This window comes from Leucobacter sp. BZR 635, assembly GCF_048061935.2.
Classification (GTDB): domain Bacteria; phylum Actinomycetota; class Actinomycetes; order Actinomycetales; family Microbacteriaceae; genus Leucobacter.
Map to the genome: position 1 here is coordinate 1 of NZ_JBLUNZ020000030.1, position 14,020 is coordinate 14,020.

Annotated in this window: 15 protein-coding genes; 11 read left to right on the forward strand and 4 right to left on the reverse strand. The window is 68.0% G+C overall.

Annotation, left to right across the window (positions count from 1 at the left end):
• From ACI1US_RS05845 to ACI1US_RS05880, 8 genes are all read left to right on the forward strand, one after another.
• A partial coding sequence (locus ACI1US_RS05845; RefSeq protein ID WP_461638924.1) for a DUF5819 family protein occupies window positions 1–681 on the forward strand: 681 nt, incomplete at its 5' end.
• Window positions 678–1,694, forward strand: a complete 1,017-nt coding sequence (locus tag ACI1US_RS05850) for an HTTM domain-containing protein (RefSeq protein ID WP_461638926.1) — start codon at window positions 678–680, stop codon at window positions 1,692–1,694. The genes ACI1US_RS05845 and ACI1US_RS05850, both read left to right, overlap by 4 nt.
• Before the next feature lie 151 nt (window positions 1,695–1,845).
• Window positions 1,846–2,778 (forward strand): metal ABC transporter substrate-binding protein, encoded by a 933-nt coding sequence (locus ACI1US_RS05855; RefSeq protein WP_461638928.1) that lies wholly within the window; start codon window positions 1,846–1,848, stop codon window positions 2,776–2,778.
• Window positions 2,775–3,518: a metal ABC transporter ATP-binding protein gene (locus tag ACI1US_RS05860; protein ID WP_461638930.1), complete on the forward strand. Its 744-nt coding sequence runs from the start codon at window positions 2,775–2,777 to the stop codon at window positions 3,516–3,518. Before ACI1US_RS05855 ends, ACI1US_RS05860 begins: the two co-directional genes overlap by 4 nt.
• A 41-nt stretch (window positions 3,519–3,559) precedes the next feature.
• Window positions 3,560–4,408, forward strand: coding sequence for a metal ABC transporter permease (locus ACI1US_RS05865; RefSeq protein ID WP_461639008.1), 849 nt, complete (start codon window positions 3,560–3,562; stop codon window positions 4,406–4,408).
• A gap of 140 nt (window positions 4,409–4,548) precedes the next feature.
• The gene (locus ACI1US_RS05870; RefSeq protein WP_461638932.1) at window positions 4,549–6,756 is read left to right on the forward strand and encodes a hypothetical protein; all 2,208 of its coding nucleotides are present in this window, start codon (window positions 4,549–4,551) and stop codon (window positions 6,754–6,756) included.
• Window positions 6,757–6,967: 211 nt separating this feature from the next.
• A complete protein-coding gene (locus ACI1US_RS05875; RefSeq protein ID WP_461638934.1) occupies window positions 6,968–7,672 on the forward strand; it encodes a DsbA family protein in 705 nt (234 codons plus the stop codon).
• Between the two features lie 2 nt (window positions 7,673–7,674).
• On the forward strand, window positions 7,675–8,544 hold the full coding sequence (locus ACI1US_RS05880; RefSeq protein WP_461638936.1) for a cytochrome c biogenesis CcdA family protein: 870 nt from the start codon (window positions 7,675–7,677) through the stop codon (window positions 8,542–8,544).
• Window positions 8,545–8,612: 68 nt separating this feature from the next.
• On the opposite strand, the gene trxA is transcribed toward ACI1US_RS05880, so the two are convergent.
• Both trxA and ACI1US_RS05890 read right to left on the reverse strand, forming a co-directional pair.
• A complete protein-coding gene (gene trxA / locus ACI1US_RS05885) occupies window positions 8,613–9,059 on the reverse strand; it encodes a thioredoxin (RefSeq protein ID WP_461638938.1) in 447 nt (148 codons plus the stop codon).
• Between the two features lie 76 nt (window positions 9,060–9,135).
• Window positions 9,136–9,885 carry a DsbA family protein gene (locus ACI1US_RS05890; RefSeq protein WP_461638940.1) on the reverse strand — a complete coding sequence of 250 codons (750 nt, stop codon included), beginning with the start codon at window positions 9,883–9,885 and terminating at the stop codon, window positions 9,136–9,138.
• A 109-nt stretch (window positions 9,886–9,994) separates the two neighbouring features.
• Between ACI1US_RS05890 and ACI1US_RS05895 the strand changes: the two genes are divergently transcribed.
• Genes ACI1US_RS05895 through ACI1US_RS05905 form a run of 3 tightly spaced genes read left to right on the forward strand, consistent with a single transcriptional unit; the run spans window position 9,995 to window position 12,080 of the window.
• Window positions 9,995–10,633: a hypothetical protein gene (locus tag ACI1US_RS05895; RefSeq protein WP_461638942.1), complete on the forward strand. Its 639-nt coding sequence runs from the start codon at window positions 9,995–9,997 to the stop codon at window positions 10,631–10,633.
• Entirely contained in the window at window positions 10,630–11,031 is a 402-nt protein-coding gene (locus ACI1US_RS05900) for a BlaI/MecI/CopY family transcriptional regulator (RefSeq protein ID WP_461638944.1), read from the forward strand. Before ACI1US_RS05895 ends, ACI1US_RS05900 begins: the two co-directional genes overlap by 4 nt.
• The gene (locus tag ACI1US_RS05905) at window positions 11,028–12,080 is read left to right on the forward strand and encodes a M56 family metallopeptidase (RefSeq protein WP_461638946.1); all 1,053 of its coding nucleotides are present in this window, start codon (window positions 11,028–11,030) and stop codon (window positions 12,078–12,080) included. The genes ACI1US_RS05900 and ACI1US_RS05905 overlap by 4 nt, the downstream gene beginning before the upstream one ends.
• A gap of 38 nt (window positions 12,081–12,118) precedes the next feature.
• On the opposite strand, the gene ACI1US_RS05910 is transcribed toward ACI1US_RS05905, so the two are convergent.
• Window positions 12,119–12,244 carry a hypothetical protein gene (locus ACI1US_RS05910; protein WP_461638948.1) on the reverse strand — a complete coding sequence of 42 codons (126 nt, stop codon included), beginning with the start codon at window positions 12,242–12,244 and terminating at the stop codon, window positions 12,119–12,121.
• Window positions 12,245–12,349: 105 nt separating this feature from the next.
• A complete protein-coding gene (locus tag ACI1US_RS05915) occupies window positions 12,350–13,873 on the reverse strand; it encodes a SulP family inorganic anion transporter (RefSeq protein WP_461638950.1) in 1,524 nt (507 codons plus the stop codon).
• Window positions 13,874–14,020: the final 147 nt, after the last annotated feature.

A 14,020-nucleotide genomic window follows, 5' to 3' on the forward strand; every position in this document is an offset into this window, starting at 1 on the left:
CAGGATTACAAGATCTTCGCCCCAGACCCCATCGACACTGATCGGCAGCTGTGGGTGCGCGGATGGATCGAGCTGCCGGGCGGCGAACGCGTGAAGAGTGAGTGGGTGAACGCCTCGGGCGTTGAGCTCTCGGCGACGTATCGGCGCACGCTCCGCAAGCAGCTCTCGGTGGTGGGCGCAGAACGCCTGATGGGCGCGTACCGTGGTCTCAGCGCAGACCAGCAGCAGGTCGCCGCGAAAAACCACCTCGAGGGCGACGGCCTCTTCGGGCTCCGCGACGCACTGCTCGCGGTCGATGGATCCGACCCGGCTGCCGTGCGCGCGTTCATCAGGGCAGATAACTACGTGAGCTCCTACGCGACGCAGGTTGCGCACGCGATGTGGGGTGAGCGCGGAGAAGTGGTTGGGGTGCAGACGCGCGCCGTCTACGACCCGGTCGTGCGGTGGAAGGATCGCCACGATCCAGACGCGCAACGGCCGCCATCTTCGTACACCGATCTCGGCTGGGTGCCCGCGATGGAGTGGCCGGGGCAGGATCGCGAAGCGTTCGCTCGCAGCTTCCGAGCGTGGGCAGATCGGGCTGGCGTTGAGGCCGGACTCGAGGGAGACGCGGGGGCTTCAGACACTGAAGGCACCCGCCCTGACGGAACCGATGCTGATCAGAAGGCGGTAGAGCAGTGAGCGGCGCAATTTCGCGGGTGTGGGATCGGTTCGCGCACTGGCTCATCGACGCCAGGCACGCGACTTATGGGCTTGCGCTCATGCGAATCGGGATGGGGTCGATGACGTTCGTCATCCTCGCCCTCTACCTTCCTCACTTCTCGTACACGTTCGGAGCCGGATCCCGGTGGGGTGAGGCCCTGTTCCGTGACTCAGCGGTGAACAATTACCTGTGGCCAATTCCGGTGCTCTTCTCCCGCGAGGATCCCGACCCCGTTCAGCTCGCCAAGATACTCGTGCTCATGGCCGTTGCTGTCGTCTATGCCCTGGGGTGGCGAATGCGGATCGTGTCGCCGCTGTTCGTCGTGCTCTGGCTGGGGTTCACCTCACTCGACCCTGTCGTGACGAACACGGGGCACTACCAGACGTTCCGCATCTTCCTCATCTTCCTCCTGCTCGCAGACACCTCCTATCGGTGGTCGCTCGACGCGCGTCGGCGGGCGCGGCAGATAACGGATGGCGGTTCCGTGACCGACGGCCTTCGGCTCGGGCAGTGGAGTGTGCCGACCTGGTTCCCCGTGCTGAGCAACAACATCGCCGTGCTCCTCGTCGGCTACCAGCTCTGCGTTATCTATGTCACGAGTGCTCTGTGGAAGCTCCAAGGGGCGACCTGGATCTCGGGCGTTGCCGCGTACTACCCCCTGCAGATTGAAGAACTCACGCTGCTGCCCTGGCTGAATCACCTCGCCTGGCAGATCACTCCGGCGGTGTTCATCGCCTCGTGGCTGAGCGTCTATGGGCAGCTGTTGTTCCCGCTCATGCTGGTGACGAGGCCGACGCGAATCGTGGGCCTGGTCTTGGTGACTGGAATGCACGCCTCGATCGCGATCCTGCTCGGTCTTCCCTGGTTCTCGCTCATGATGATCCTCGGCGACATGATCTTCATTCGTGATGTGACGTGGGAGCGATGCATTCGGTGGCTGCGGGCCCGAGTGGGGCGGCGAGTGCAGGAGGTTGAGCCCGCGCTCGTCTGAGTGGATCGGTGAAATTGGCGGGCAACGCAGCATTATCCATCTAGGCGAATTTGTAAGTTCGGCATGCCGAACTCTATAGTGGGACTGTCCGAATGTGGGGCGTGGGGCGTGTGCTCTGCGCCCTGCAACGTTCCCGCACCGATGGAGATTCATGCCGAAGCGTCGCCCACCCGTAGTCGCCTTACTCGCCGCCTGCGCTGCCCTCACCCTTGGTCTCGCCGGCTGCGCGAACCCCGCATCAGAAACCGGGCAGACCGACGACCGCCCCGTCGTGCTCACCACGTTCACGGTGCTCTCGGATATCGCTGAGAACGTCGCGGGCGAGCACCTCCGCGTTGAATCGATCACCAAGGTCGGGGCGGAGATCCACGGCTACGAGCCGACCCCGGGCGACATTCGCAAGGCGAGCGAGGCCGATCTCATCCTCGACAACGGGATGGGGCTCGAAGCCTGGTTCGAGCAGTTCGTCACCGACCTCGACGTGCCGCACGCGGTCGTGAGCGAGGGCATCGACGCGATCGATATTCGCGAGGACGCCTACAGCGGCATGCCGAACCCCCACGCCTGGATGAGCCCGCTGAACGTGCAGGTCTACGTCGACAACATGGTCGAGGCGTTCGCACAGATCGACCCGGCGCACGCTGCCGACTACGAGGCGAACGGGGCCGCGTACAAGGCGGAGCTGCAGGGGGTGCAAGACGAACTCGTCTCCGCGCTCGCGGTGCTCCCGTCGAACGAGCGCGCGCTCGTGAGCTGCGAGGGGGCCTTCTCTTACCTTGCGCGCGACGCCGGCCTCACCGAGAAATACATCTGGGCGGTGAACGCCGAGCAGCAGGCGACACCGAAACAGATCGCCTCGGTCATTGAGTTCGTGCGTGAAAACGACGTCCCCGCGGTGTTCTGTGAGTCGACGGTGTCCGCTGCCCCCATGGAGCAGGTGGTCGAGGCGACCGACGCCGAACTCGGTGACGTGCTCTTTGTTGACTCGCTCTCCGAGGCCGACGGGCCGGTGCCGACCTACCTCGATCTCATCCGCCACGATGCCGCCGCGATCGTCGCGGGGCTCTCGGGGGAGCGACTGTGAGCGCCCCTGCGATCCAGGTCGAGAACGTCACCGTCCACTACGGCGAGGTGCTCGCGCTCGACGGGGCCTCGCTCACGCTCGAGCGCGGCCGCGTGTGCGGGCTCGTCGGCATGAACGGCTCGGGCAAGTCGACACTGTTCAAAACGATCATGGGCATGGTGCGGCCCGACACGGGCACCGTGCGCATCGACGGAGTGTCGCCCGCGCGCGTGCGCAAGACCGGGGCCGTCGGTTACGTGCCGCAGAGCGAGGATGTCGACTGGGCGTTCCCGCTGTCGGTCCGCGACGTCGTCATGATGGGCAGATACGGGAAGATGGGGCTCACGCGCCGACCGAAGGCGGAGGATCGTGCCGCGGTGGATCACGCCCTCGAGCGGGTCGAGCTCACCGACTTCGCCGAGCGGCAGATCGGGCAGCTCTCGGGCGGGCAGAAGAAGCGCACCTTCGTCGCGCGAGGTATCGCGCAGGGGGCCACCACGCTGCTGCTCGACGAGCCCTTCGCGGGCGTCGACAAGCGTTCGGAGGCGACGATCACGCGGCTGCTGCGCGAGCTCGCGGCGGAGGGTGCGACGATCCTCGTCTCGACCCACGACCTGCACGCGCTCCCGAGCCTCGCCGACGAGGCGATCCTGCTCATGCGCCGCGTACTCATGCACGGGCCACCCGAAGACGTGCTGCAACCCGAGAACCTTGCGCGAGCGTTCGGACTCGACGTGCTCGAGCGGGGTGAAGCGGCGTGAACCTCATCGACCTCATCCTCGAGCCCCTGAGCTACGACTTCATGGTGCGCGCGCTCGCGACGACGCTCATCGCCTCGATCGTGTGCGCGGTGCTCTCGTGCTGGCTCGTGCTCATCGGCTGGTCGCTCATGGGCGACGCCGTCTCGCACGCGGTCCTCCCCGGCGTCGTGCTCGCCTACGTCGTCGGCGCGCCCTTCGCGCTCGGTGCCGTCATCTTCGGATTCCTCGCGGTCGCGCTCATCGGCGCGGTGCGTGACACGAGCCGAGTGAAGGAGGACGCGGCGATCGGTATCGTGTTCACGACGCTGTTCGCCCTCGGCCTCGTGCTCATCTCGGTGACGCCCTCCCAGACCGACCTCAATCACATCATCTTCGGCAACCTCCTCGGAGTCTCGAAGGGCGATCTGCTGCAGATCGCGATCCTCGGCGCGGTCACCCTCGTCGTGCTCCTCGCCAAGCGGCGCGACTTCACGCTATTCGCCTTCGACCCGACGCACGCACACGCCATCGGCCTGAACCCGCGCATGCTCGGGGCACTCCTGCTCGGACTGCTCGCGCTCACATCGGTCGTCGCGCTGCAGGCGGTCGGCGTGGTGCTCGTCGTCGCGATGCTCATCATCCCGGGGGCAACCGCCTACCTGCTCACCGACCGCTTCTCGCGCATGCTCGTCATCGCGCCCGCGATCTCGGCCGTGTGCGCGGTTGCGGGGCTGTACCTGAGCTACTACCTCGACACTGCCTCCGGTGGCATGGTCGTGCTCGCGCAGGGTGCGGCGTTCGCGCTCACCTACCTGTTCAGCCCGCGCCACGGATTGATCGGCAAGCGGCTCAGCGCGCGACGGCGGAAGCGCGCGCTGGCCCCGGCGGAGGAGCCCGCCCTCGCGCGGTAACCACCCTGCCCGAGGCGTCCCAGCGCCCTGCGCCCGTGCGAAGCACGCGGGCAGGGCGCTGCTGTGGCCGGCAGTCAACGGCCGGTGACCCGCGCACCCAGGCTAAGCTAGCCGGAGTTTGAATTCGACATGGGGGCCGAATGACTGAATACCGAGCGCGTCACACCGCTGCACACATTGTCGTGGGGGCGCTCGTCGCAGTCTCCCTGGTTGCCGGGGGATCTCCCGCGACCGCATTGGACCAACCCGGGCCGAAGGCAGCCGCCGAGACGCCCGGCTCCGCAACGGTCACGACCGCCGCCGAGCTTGAGGCCGCGGTCGCGCAGGCCAACGCGCACACGGACGAGACCACGATCCGCATCGGCGGTGACATCGTCGATGCCGACCTGCTGCTCGCGGTGACCGCGCCCCTCCGGATCGAAGTGAGCGGCCACACGGTGAGCAGCGTGCGGTTCCGCGCGTCCGCAGACCTCGCGCTGACTGGCCCGGGGTCGTGGGTCGCCGGCCGCGCGTCCGCTCCCGATCTCAGCGCAGCCCCGGGGATCGGGATTAGCGCGGGCGCAACCGCCACCATCTCGGGCCTCACCCTCGATGCCCGCGGCACCCGCTGTGACGCGGCCATTGGCGGCTGGAACCTCGCCCCCGCGGAGGGCTGCAACGCGGCGCTGGCGGTCGGCGGCGGAACGGTCGTGATCACCGGCAGCACAGTCACCGCCACCGGGTACCTCGCGACCGCCATCGGCAGCGACCACGGTGAGAAAACAACTATCTCGATCGTGGACAGTGTGGTGAGCGCCAGCACGAATCAGGGCGCGGCCATCGGCTCGGGCGACTTCGGCTTCGCGTCCGAGTTCGTCGGGCACTCCGGCCCGATCACGATCCGCGACAGCGCGGTCACGGCGCGCACGAGCGACACGAAGGCGGCCGCGATCGGCGCCGCGGCCTTCGGCGTCGCAGAAGACATCAGCATCTTGGGCGGCAAGGTCACGGCCGGCGGTAGTGGCGGTTACGCTGCCGGCGGCATCGGGAACGGCGCTGAGGCAGTGGACAACCGAGGCGGCGCGCTGACGCTCGGCACAACGACGCTTGACACCAGTTCCGTGAGGCTTCCCGCGACGCTCGAGGTCGGGGCCACGCTCACGACGGGCGACCGCTCCTGGACGAACTTCCGGGTGGGGCTCACGAATCACGGCACCGTGCAGCTCGGAGCTGACGCCCGGCTCTACGCCGGCACGGCGATCCAGAACAATGGCACGATCCGGCCCGCCGCGAATGTCGGGCACGACGTCGTGATCACGGGCAACGCGTTCGCGGTGCGATTCGACGCGAACGGGGTCAACGCGGGAAGCGACTACCCGCGACAGATCTACGCGCCGACCTTTGCGGCTGCAGGTGAACGGCTCTTCCCGATCTACGGGCCGAGTGACAAAGTCTTTGCCTCGTGGAACACCGCAGCAGATGGCAACGGGCCGGCGATGACCGTCGACACCGAGCTTGCGCCGCTCGCCGGGCCCGCGGGCGAGGCCCGCGTATACGCGCAATGGATCGACAACTACGTCACCCTGAGCCCCGACGACGCCACCGTCGTCGCCGGGGCCGAGCTGCGCTTCACGAGCAGCGCCCCGCTCCCCGGCGGCGGCGAAACAGACGTGAGCTACGCCGTCGAGCTGAGCTCAAGCGAGGCGAGCGATACGTTCACCGACGGAGTGCTCGCAGCGACCCGAGCCGGCCAGCGAACAGTGACCGCGACGTACGAAGGCGCGACCGCAACGGCAGAGGTGACGGTGCTCCCCGATGAGCTCTCGCAGCTCGCAGCACAAGCCTCCGCGCGCACGGTGACGCCCGGGGCGACGGTGCAGCTCACGGCAGTGGGCAGCGATCGCTTCGGCAACGCGGTCGTCCTCGACGATGCCGAGATCGCTGTGACGAGTTCGAACGCGGCCGACAAGGTCGCCGGGCTGCGCGTACAGCTCGTTGGTGAGGGGGAGCGCACGCTCACGCTCAAAGTCGGGGAGCATGTGGCTTCGGTCGAGGTCGCTGCGGTGCCGAAGATGGAGCCTGACGCCGGAGGGCCTGATGGTTCCGGTGACCCGGACGACAGCAGTGACCCGGACGACAGCGGTGACCCGGGCGGCACCGACGGGCCGGGTGCCACCGACGGGCCGGGTGGTGCGGGTGGTTCGGGCGGGCCGGGCGCAGTGAGCGGAGCTGGCGATGCGCGCTCGGCTGCTGACAGGGCGCAGCCGCTTGCGGCAAGTGGCGCGGCGGCTGGTGGCCTGGCGGCCTGCCTGGCGCTGCTCGCTGGAGGGCTGCTCGTTCTCAGTTTCCGCCGGAGGGCGCGCAGCTAGCTGACGGGAGGTGCGGAGCCCCGCGCGGGAAACACCCCGACCATCCCCACTGCCCCGATTCATTGAATCTGAGCCTTGTTCGGCCCGAACAAGGCTCAGATTCAATGAATCGGGTGCGAGGGGAGGGGCCGGCCGCGCGCACACCAAACTCGCAGGCGTTACTATGTTCCATAGTTTACTATCGAGCATAGTAATCAGCCTGAGGAGAAGAATGTCGCAAACAGCCGCCCAACGACTCCGGTCGTGGTTCGTGCCCATCGGAATCATTGTCATCGCGGGGCTGCTCATCACGCTCGTGGTGCTGCAGGTCCGCGGAGACGGAGGCGCGCAGGGCCCCGCTGCCGCTCAACAGCCGCAGCAGGCAGACCTCACCTTCGTTGAGACTCGCGACGACGCAGACGTGCAGACCGCGGGCCCGGTCGACGCCCCAGTCGCGCTCGTCATCTACTCCGACTACCAGTGCCCGTTCTGCGCGAAGTGGTCGAACGACACGCTCCCAACGATGATGGAGTACGCCGACAAGGGCGACCTGCGCATCGAGTGGCGCGACGTCAACCAGTACGGCGCAGACTCTGAACGCGGCGCACTCGCGGCCCACGCCGCCGGCAAGCAGGGCAAGTTCTGGGAGTTCCACAACGCTCTCTTCCCCGACGGCGAGCACCTCACCCCCGAGCAGCTGGCCGAAGGGTCGCTCATCGAGCTGGCAGGCACCCTCGGTCTCGACACCGAGCAGTTCGCCGCCGACCTCACCTCGCCCGAGACGCTCGAACTCGTGCAGCAATACGCGCGAGGCGGCCAGGAACTCGGCGTCTCGGGCACGCCGACCTTCGTGCTCGGCGGCGAGCCGATCGTGGGAGCCCAGCCCGAAAGCGTCTTTGTCGAGACCTTCGAGCGGGCGCTCGCACAGGCAAACTAGCCATGGAGATTGGCTTCGTCACCGCCTTTCTCGGCGGAGTGCTCGCGCTCCTGAGCCCCTGCAGCGCCCTGCTGCTGCCCGCGTTCTTCGCGTCGACAGTCGGCGCGAAGCTCAAGCTGCTCGTGCACGGCGGGGTGTTCTATCTCGGGCTCGTGCTCACGCTCGTGCCGTTCGGGCTCGGGGTCGGCGCGCTCGGCACCCTGTTCATGGAGCAGCGCGGCCTGGTGATCGCGGTCACTTCGCTCGTGCTCGTCGTGCTCGGCGTGCTGCAGGTGCTCGGCTTCGGCTTCGACGTCTCGCGGATGCTCCCCGGCACTGCCTCACTGCAGCGGAAGGCGTCCTCGCGGAAGGGGCTCGTCCGCACGCTGCTGCTCGGCGCGGTGAGCGGGGTCGCGGGGTTCTGCGCGGGCCCGATTCTCGGCGCGGTGCTCACGCTCGCGATGGGCCAAGGCTCGGGCCTCATGGCCGGCGCTCTGCTCGCCGTGTACGGCGCCGGCATGGTGGTGCCGCTCATGATCATCGCGGCGCTGTGGGAAAAGCTTGGCACGCGCGGTCAGCGTCTCCTCCGCGGCCGCGCGATCACGGTGTTTGGCCGGCAGCTGCATACGACCTCGCTCATTACCGGCCTGCTCATCATCGGAGTCGGCCTGCTGTTCTGGTTCACGAACGGCCTCGTCTCGATGCCGTCGCTCGTGCCGACGTCGGTGCAGGCGTGGGTTCAAGAGCAGGGTGCGGTGTTCTCGAGCCCGATCTTCGACGTGCTCGGGATCCTCGTGCTCGCGGGAGTTGCGCTGTGGATCTGGATCGCGAGCCGCCGAAAGTCAGCCAAGCGCCAGGCGGAGCACCCGCTCGTGGGTGTCGGCGGAAAGTAGCCGCGCCGACAAGCACAAAGGGGGATCCGGGCTCAGCCCGGATCCCCCTTTCTGATTGCGATGGTGTCTTAGACCTGCGCTCCGTCGGCCCTGACCGTGCCAGCCTCGTCCGCCTCGCCGGTGTTAGTCTCGCCCGCGCCGTTCTCGCTGGCAGCTGCCTCTTCCTTGGCGAGCTGCGTGCGCACCTCGTCCATGTCGAGGCCACGCACCGCGTCGACGAGCTGCTCGAGCGTCGGAGCGGGCAGCGCGCCGGCCTGCGAGAACACGTTGATGCCGTCGCGGAACGCCATGATTGTCGGGATCGAGGTGATGCCGAACATGCCCGCGAGCTCCTGCTCGGCCTCGGTGTCGATCTTGCCGAACACGATGTCTTCGTGGGTCTCCGACGCCTTCTCGAACACGGGGGCGAACGAGCGGCACGGACCGCACCAGGCGGCCCAGAAGTCGAGCACCACGATGCCGCCCGACGTGATCGTCTCTTCGAGGTTGTCCTTCGTGATCTCAACTGTGCTCATAGTGTGTGCGCGGGCGAACCTCGCTCGCGGCATCCTCTCTTTCGTCCATCGTACGGCGGCACTCCGCCGTGGGTGGTTATTCGGGGGAATCAGTCAGCGTGGGATCGCTCAGCGCTGAATCGCCCGAGGCGAGCGCGGCCAGCGCCGCCTCAATCTGCGCGACGAACGTCTCCGTGGGCTTGAGCCCCGCGACGAACTCGCCGTTGAAGAGGAACGACGGGGCGTTGACCACGCCTGCGCGCTGCGCTTCCGCCTCGGCCTCGGTGACGGCCCGCTCGGCCTCGGGCGAGGTGAAGTCGGCGGTGAAGCGCACCGGGTCCAGCCCGAGCTCCGTTGCGAGGGCGACGAGCGCGCCCTCAGTGAGATCCTCAGCGGCCGCGCCCCGACCATCTTGCGCGAGCGCAGTGTGGAACGGGAGCAGCGAGTCCTGCAGCGCCGCAGCGTAGACGGCGCGGGCTGCAAGCGTCGACCCGGTTCCCGACTGGTTCGCTGGCCGCCACGCGATGCGCAGCTGCCCGGTGTCCACGTAGTCCAGTAGTGCGGGGAGCGTCTCGCGGTCCCAGTGCGCGCAGAACGGGCACTGGTAATCCGTGAAGACGACGAGCTCGACCGGGGCGTCGGCGGTGCCAATGGCCAGCCTGTCGGTGTTCGCCGTGCGCTCGGCCCGCCACGCTTCGGTGGCTGCAGCGGATGGTGCGGCGGTCGGGTCCTGTTCCCAGCCGCGCTGCAACACGAACGAGCCTCCGATGAGCAGGACAATCGCAGCGAAAATCGCGAGCGGCGCGGCCACTCGGAGGCGCGGCGGGTGCTTTCCGGGCTCGGGCAAAACGTGGGCCTTTCGGGGCGGGAGTGTGAGCGGACTCACAGCAACTGATTACTATCGTGAATAGTAGACTATGGGTCATAGTTGAGTCTGAGTGATGAAGGAGTCCGCGATGGTTCGGCCTTGGAGTCTCGCCGCAGCGCGGCAGCGACTGGTGTTTGCGGGCCGCGCGCTGCGCGGCTGGAGCGCACGGCAGTGGCTCATCGCCCTCCTCGTTGCTGCCGGCTTTGCGCTGCTCGTCGGCGTGGTGACCGTGCTCATCCCGAATCCCTGGTTCGCGCGCGACATCGACACGGTCTGGTGGAACTACCCGGTCTGGGTGCTCACCGCGGTCGGCGTCGGGATGCTCACTGCCACCTACGTGCGGCAGCCCAGCGCGGCGGCTGCCGCGGACGCGGCCGGTGCCACCGGCACGGCTGACGCGGCTGGCACAGCCGACACCCCCGACGAGCGGCGCACCACCCGTATGGGGATCGCGGGCGGCATGCTCACCTGGTTCGCGGTCGGTTGCCCGGTCTGCAACAAGATCGCGCTGCTTGCGCTCGGCTATTCTGGGGCGATCACCTGGTTCGCGCCGCTGCAGCCGGTGCTCGCGTTGGCGGCGCTGATCCTCACGGGCCTCGCGCTCGTGTGGCGGCTGAGCGGCCAGGTCGCCTGCCCGGTGCCGGCGAAGCGTTCTGCGGCAAAGGAAGCGAAGGCAGCAAAAGCGGCGAAGTCCGAAGCTGCCGTAGAGATGGAGACCACCCGATGACCCGAGACCCGCAGCACATGCACGGCGCCACGCCCGCGGGGGAGCCCGCCCGGCTCGGCGCGCTCGAGACCCAGGTGATGGATCTGCTCTGGGAGGGCGGCGGGTTCACCGTGCGCGCACTCATCGAGCGGCTCCCGTCCGACCCGGCGTACACGACGATCGCGACCGTCCTCGGAAACCTCCGCAAGAAGTCACTCGTGTGCACCCGAAAAGACGGCCACACCACGCTCTACGGGGCGTGTGTGAGCCGCGAGGAGCACGCCGCGAACATTATGGAGCACGCGCTCGAGGCGTCGGGGGATCGCGAAGCGTCGATCCTGCACTTTGTGAACAGCATGCCCGAGGACGATCTGCGGCTGCTGCGCAAGCACCTGCTGGGCGAGAACGGGGCGCAGTGACCGCGACGCTCAGCACGCTGCTGCTCTCGAGCGTGCTGCTGGCGGCCGCGCTCGGCGGGCCGTGGCTGCTGCGCCGTGCCGCGCCGGCCCTCGCGATGATCCCGCGGGTTGCCGCGATTGTCGTCACGCTCTCAGCGCTGCTCTGGATCGCCGCCCTCGTCGCCCTCGGTCCCCTCGTGGCCTGGATGAGCTCGGGGCCGGCCTGGCTTCCGAAGCAGGCCGCGGAGGTGTGCAGCCGGTGCCTCAGCGCTGCGAGCCCGTTTGGGGAGAGCGCGATGACGCTCGGGATCCCCGCGATCGTGCCGCTCGCGCTTCCCGCGCTCGGCGTGCTCGCGGTGCTCGTAGGCCTTGCTCGCGAGGTCGTGCTGCTTCGGCGCTCGCAGGCCGCATTCGGGTCGGAGCTGCGCGCTGCAAGCGACTCGATCACGCTGCTCGGCAGCTCCGCCCGCGTTACTCGCGGGGCCGCGCTGCAGGCGTTTTCTCTGCCACAGCAGCACGGCGGCATCGTGCTGTCGCGCGGCACGCTCGCGGCGCTGTCGCCGGGGGAGCTCTCGGCGGTGCTCGCGCACGAGCAGGCGCATCTCGACCAGCGCCACCACCTCATCATGGCGATCTTGAACGGCACCACGCGGTACTTCCGGTGGATCCCGTTCGTGCATGCGGTGCGTGAATCGGTGCCGCACTACCTCGAGATCGCTGCGGATCAGGCGGCGAAGCAGGCGACCGGAACGACGGCGCTCGCCAGCGCGCTGCTCAAGCTTGGCGAGCCGATGTCGCCGGTGCTGCGCGAGGTAGCGCCCGGCGGAGCCGGAACCGGAACCGGGGCAGAGGCCGACGCGGCGGGGCTCAGGGTAAGCGGATCCCGGCTCCCCGAACACGCGGTGCTGCACGCGGCTGGCTCGGAGCGGATTCGCCACCTCATCGGCGCCCCCAGGCCGCCCGCGAGCGCGGCGCTGGCAGCCGCGGCCGGTGCCTACGCGTTCATGCTCGCCGCCGTGATCGCGGCCGTGAACCTGCCCTACCTGTTCGCGGTGCTGAGTGGCTGCTGAAGTGGGAGTGCGGGGCGCTGTGACGCGCCCCGCACCGACTACTTATCCTTGTTCAACTGTGAACTCGGTGATTCGGTCTTGCTCCGCTTTGCCGCACGCTTTTCTTTCAGCGTCTGCGCCGCGGGTTTCTTCGTAGCCTTCTGGCCGCGATCTTTACTGGACATCTCATCTCCTTCCTGTTGAAGGGGTGCCCAAGCCTGACCATAGCGGACCGGTCTGTGTAGCGGCGCCGCCGACGCCCGGCGAACTCCTGCTCTCCGCCCCGCGGGCTACTGCTCGCCGCCGAGCCCGCCCGACAGCCTGTCGTGGAAGCTGCGCGTCGCATCGTTCATGCCCGTGAGCTCGACAGTCTTACCGAGCCGCGCGTACTTCGTCACGATCGTGTCGAGCGCGGCAACTGAGGAGGCGTCCCAAATGTGCGACTGCGCCATATCAATCTCGACGAGATCTGGGTCTGCCGTGTACGCAAACATCGTCGTGAGGTCGTTGCTCGACGCGAAGAACAGCTCGCCGGTGACGGTGTAGCGGGCCACCGCCTGAGAGCCCTCGCCGGTCACTGCCCGATCCACCGACACAAAGTGGGCCACGCGGCGCACAAACATCATTGCCGCGACGAACACTCCCACCACCACGCCGATTGCGAGGTTGTGGGTCGCGAGCACCACGGCGACGGTCGTGAGCATGACTAGCGTCTCGCTCTTGGGGAGACGCCTGAGCGTGGACGGGGCGATCGAGTGCCAGTCGAAGGTCGCGACCGACACCATGATCATCACGGCGACGAGCGCAGCCATCGGGATCATTGCCACCACGTCGCCGAACACCAGAATAAGGAGCAGGAGGAACACACCCGCGAGGAACGTCGAAATACGCGTGCGCGCTCCCGACACCTTCACGTTAATCATTGTCTGCCCGACGACGGCGCAGCCGCCCATTCCGCCGAAGAGCCCCGAGAGCAGGTTCGCGATGCCCTGCGCCCAGCTCTCGCGCGTCTTGTTCGAACGGGTGTCGGTGATCTCGTCGACGAGCTTCGCGGTCATGAGCGATTCCATGAGGCCCACGAGGGCCATGCCGAGCGCGAAGGGTGCGATGATCGTGAGCGTCTCCCAGGTGAGCGGCACGTTCGGCATGAAGAACTCGGGCAGGCTGTCGGGGAGGTCGCCCTTGTCGCCCACGGTCGGCACGTTGATTGCGAAGACCACCGCGGCGGCCGTGACGATGATCACCGACACGAGCGGGGCCGGAACGGCCTTCGTGATCTTCGGCATGAGCACCATGATGATGATCCCGGCTGCAACGAGCGGGTACACGGCCCAGGGCACCCCGACGAGTTCTGGGAGCTGCGCGCCGAAGACGAGCAACGCGAGGGCGTTCACGAAGCCGACCATCACGCTGCGCGGGATGAACCGCATGAGCTTCGCGACACCGAACACCGCCAGCAGGATCTGCAGCACTCCGGCGAGCAGCACGGTGGCGATGAAGTAGTCCATGCCGTAGGTGCGCATCACCGGGGCGATCACGAGGGCGACGGCCCCGGTTGCCGCGGTGGTCATCGCCGGGCGGCCCCCGAGGAACGCGATCGACACGGCCATGATGAACGACGAGAAGAGCCCGACCTTCGGGTCGACCCCGGCGATCACCGAGAAGGAAATCGCCTCGGGAATGAGGGCGAGCGCGACGACGAGCCCCGCGAGCACCTCGCGCAGCAGCATCCGAGGGTCGCGCACGGCCTGGAGCACGGACGGCGCGGCCCTGCCGGGATCGACTCTGGGCGTGTGTTCCGCGGTGGGTGACATGCGGTTCCTTCGGGTGGAGATCGTGGGCGGCGACGTGGTGCCCGGTGCGGGCTGCGGCGTCGCAAAACGGGAAGCGGAGTGACCCGCGAGTGGCCCGCGCAGCGAGTGGCCAGCGCGGCGCATCAGCCGCGCGGCGTCCGCTCGAAC

Bases quoted from the DNA above. Each gene is read 5' to 3' on its own strand.
- ACI1US_RS05855 (WP_461638928.1), top strand. From the start codon at position 1,846: ATGCCGAAGCGTCGCCCACCCGTAGTCGCCTTACTCGCCGCCTGCGCT.
- ACI1US_RS05865 (WP_461639008.1), top strand. From the start codon at position 3,560: ATGGTGCGCGCGCTCGCGACGACGCTCATCGCCTCGATCGTGTGCGCG.
- ACI1US_RS05870 (WP_461638932.1), top strand. From the start codon at position 4,549: ATGACTGAATACCGAGCGCGTCACACCGCTGCACACATTGTCGTGGGG.
- ACI1US_RS05875 (WP_461638934.1), top strand. From the start codon at position 6,968: ATGTCGCAAACAGCCGCCCAACGACTCCGGTCGTGGTTCGTGCCCATC.
- ACI1US_RS05880 (WP_461638936.1), top strand. From the start codon at position 7,675: ATGGAGATTGGCTTCGTCACCGCCTTTCTCGGCGGAGTGCTCGCGCTC.
- trxA (WP_461638938.1), bottom strand. From the start codon at position 9,059: ATGAGCACAGTTGAGATCACGAAGGACAACCTCGAAGAGACGATCACG.
- ACI1US_RS05895 (WP_461638942.1), top strand. From the start codon at position 9,995: ATGGTTCGGCCTTGGAGTCTCGCCGCAGCGCGGCAGCGACTGGTGTTT.
- ACI1US_RS05900 (WP_461638944.1), top strand. From the start codon at position 10,630: ATGACCCGAGACCCGCAGCACATGCACGGCGCCACGCCCGCGGGGGAG.
- ACI1US_RS05910 (WP_461638948.1), bottom strand. From the start codon at position 12,244: ATGTCCAGTAAAGATCGCGGCCAGAAGGCTACGAAGAAACCCGCGGCG.
- ACI1US_RS05915 (WP_461638950.1), bottom strand. From the start codon at position 13,873: ATGTCACCCACCGCGGAACACACGCCCAGAGTCGATCCCGGCAGGGCC.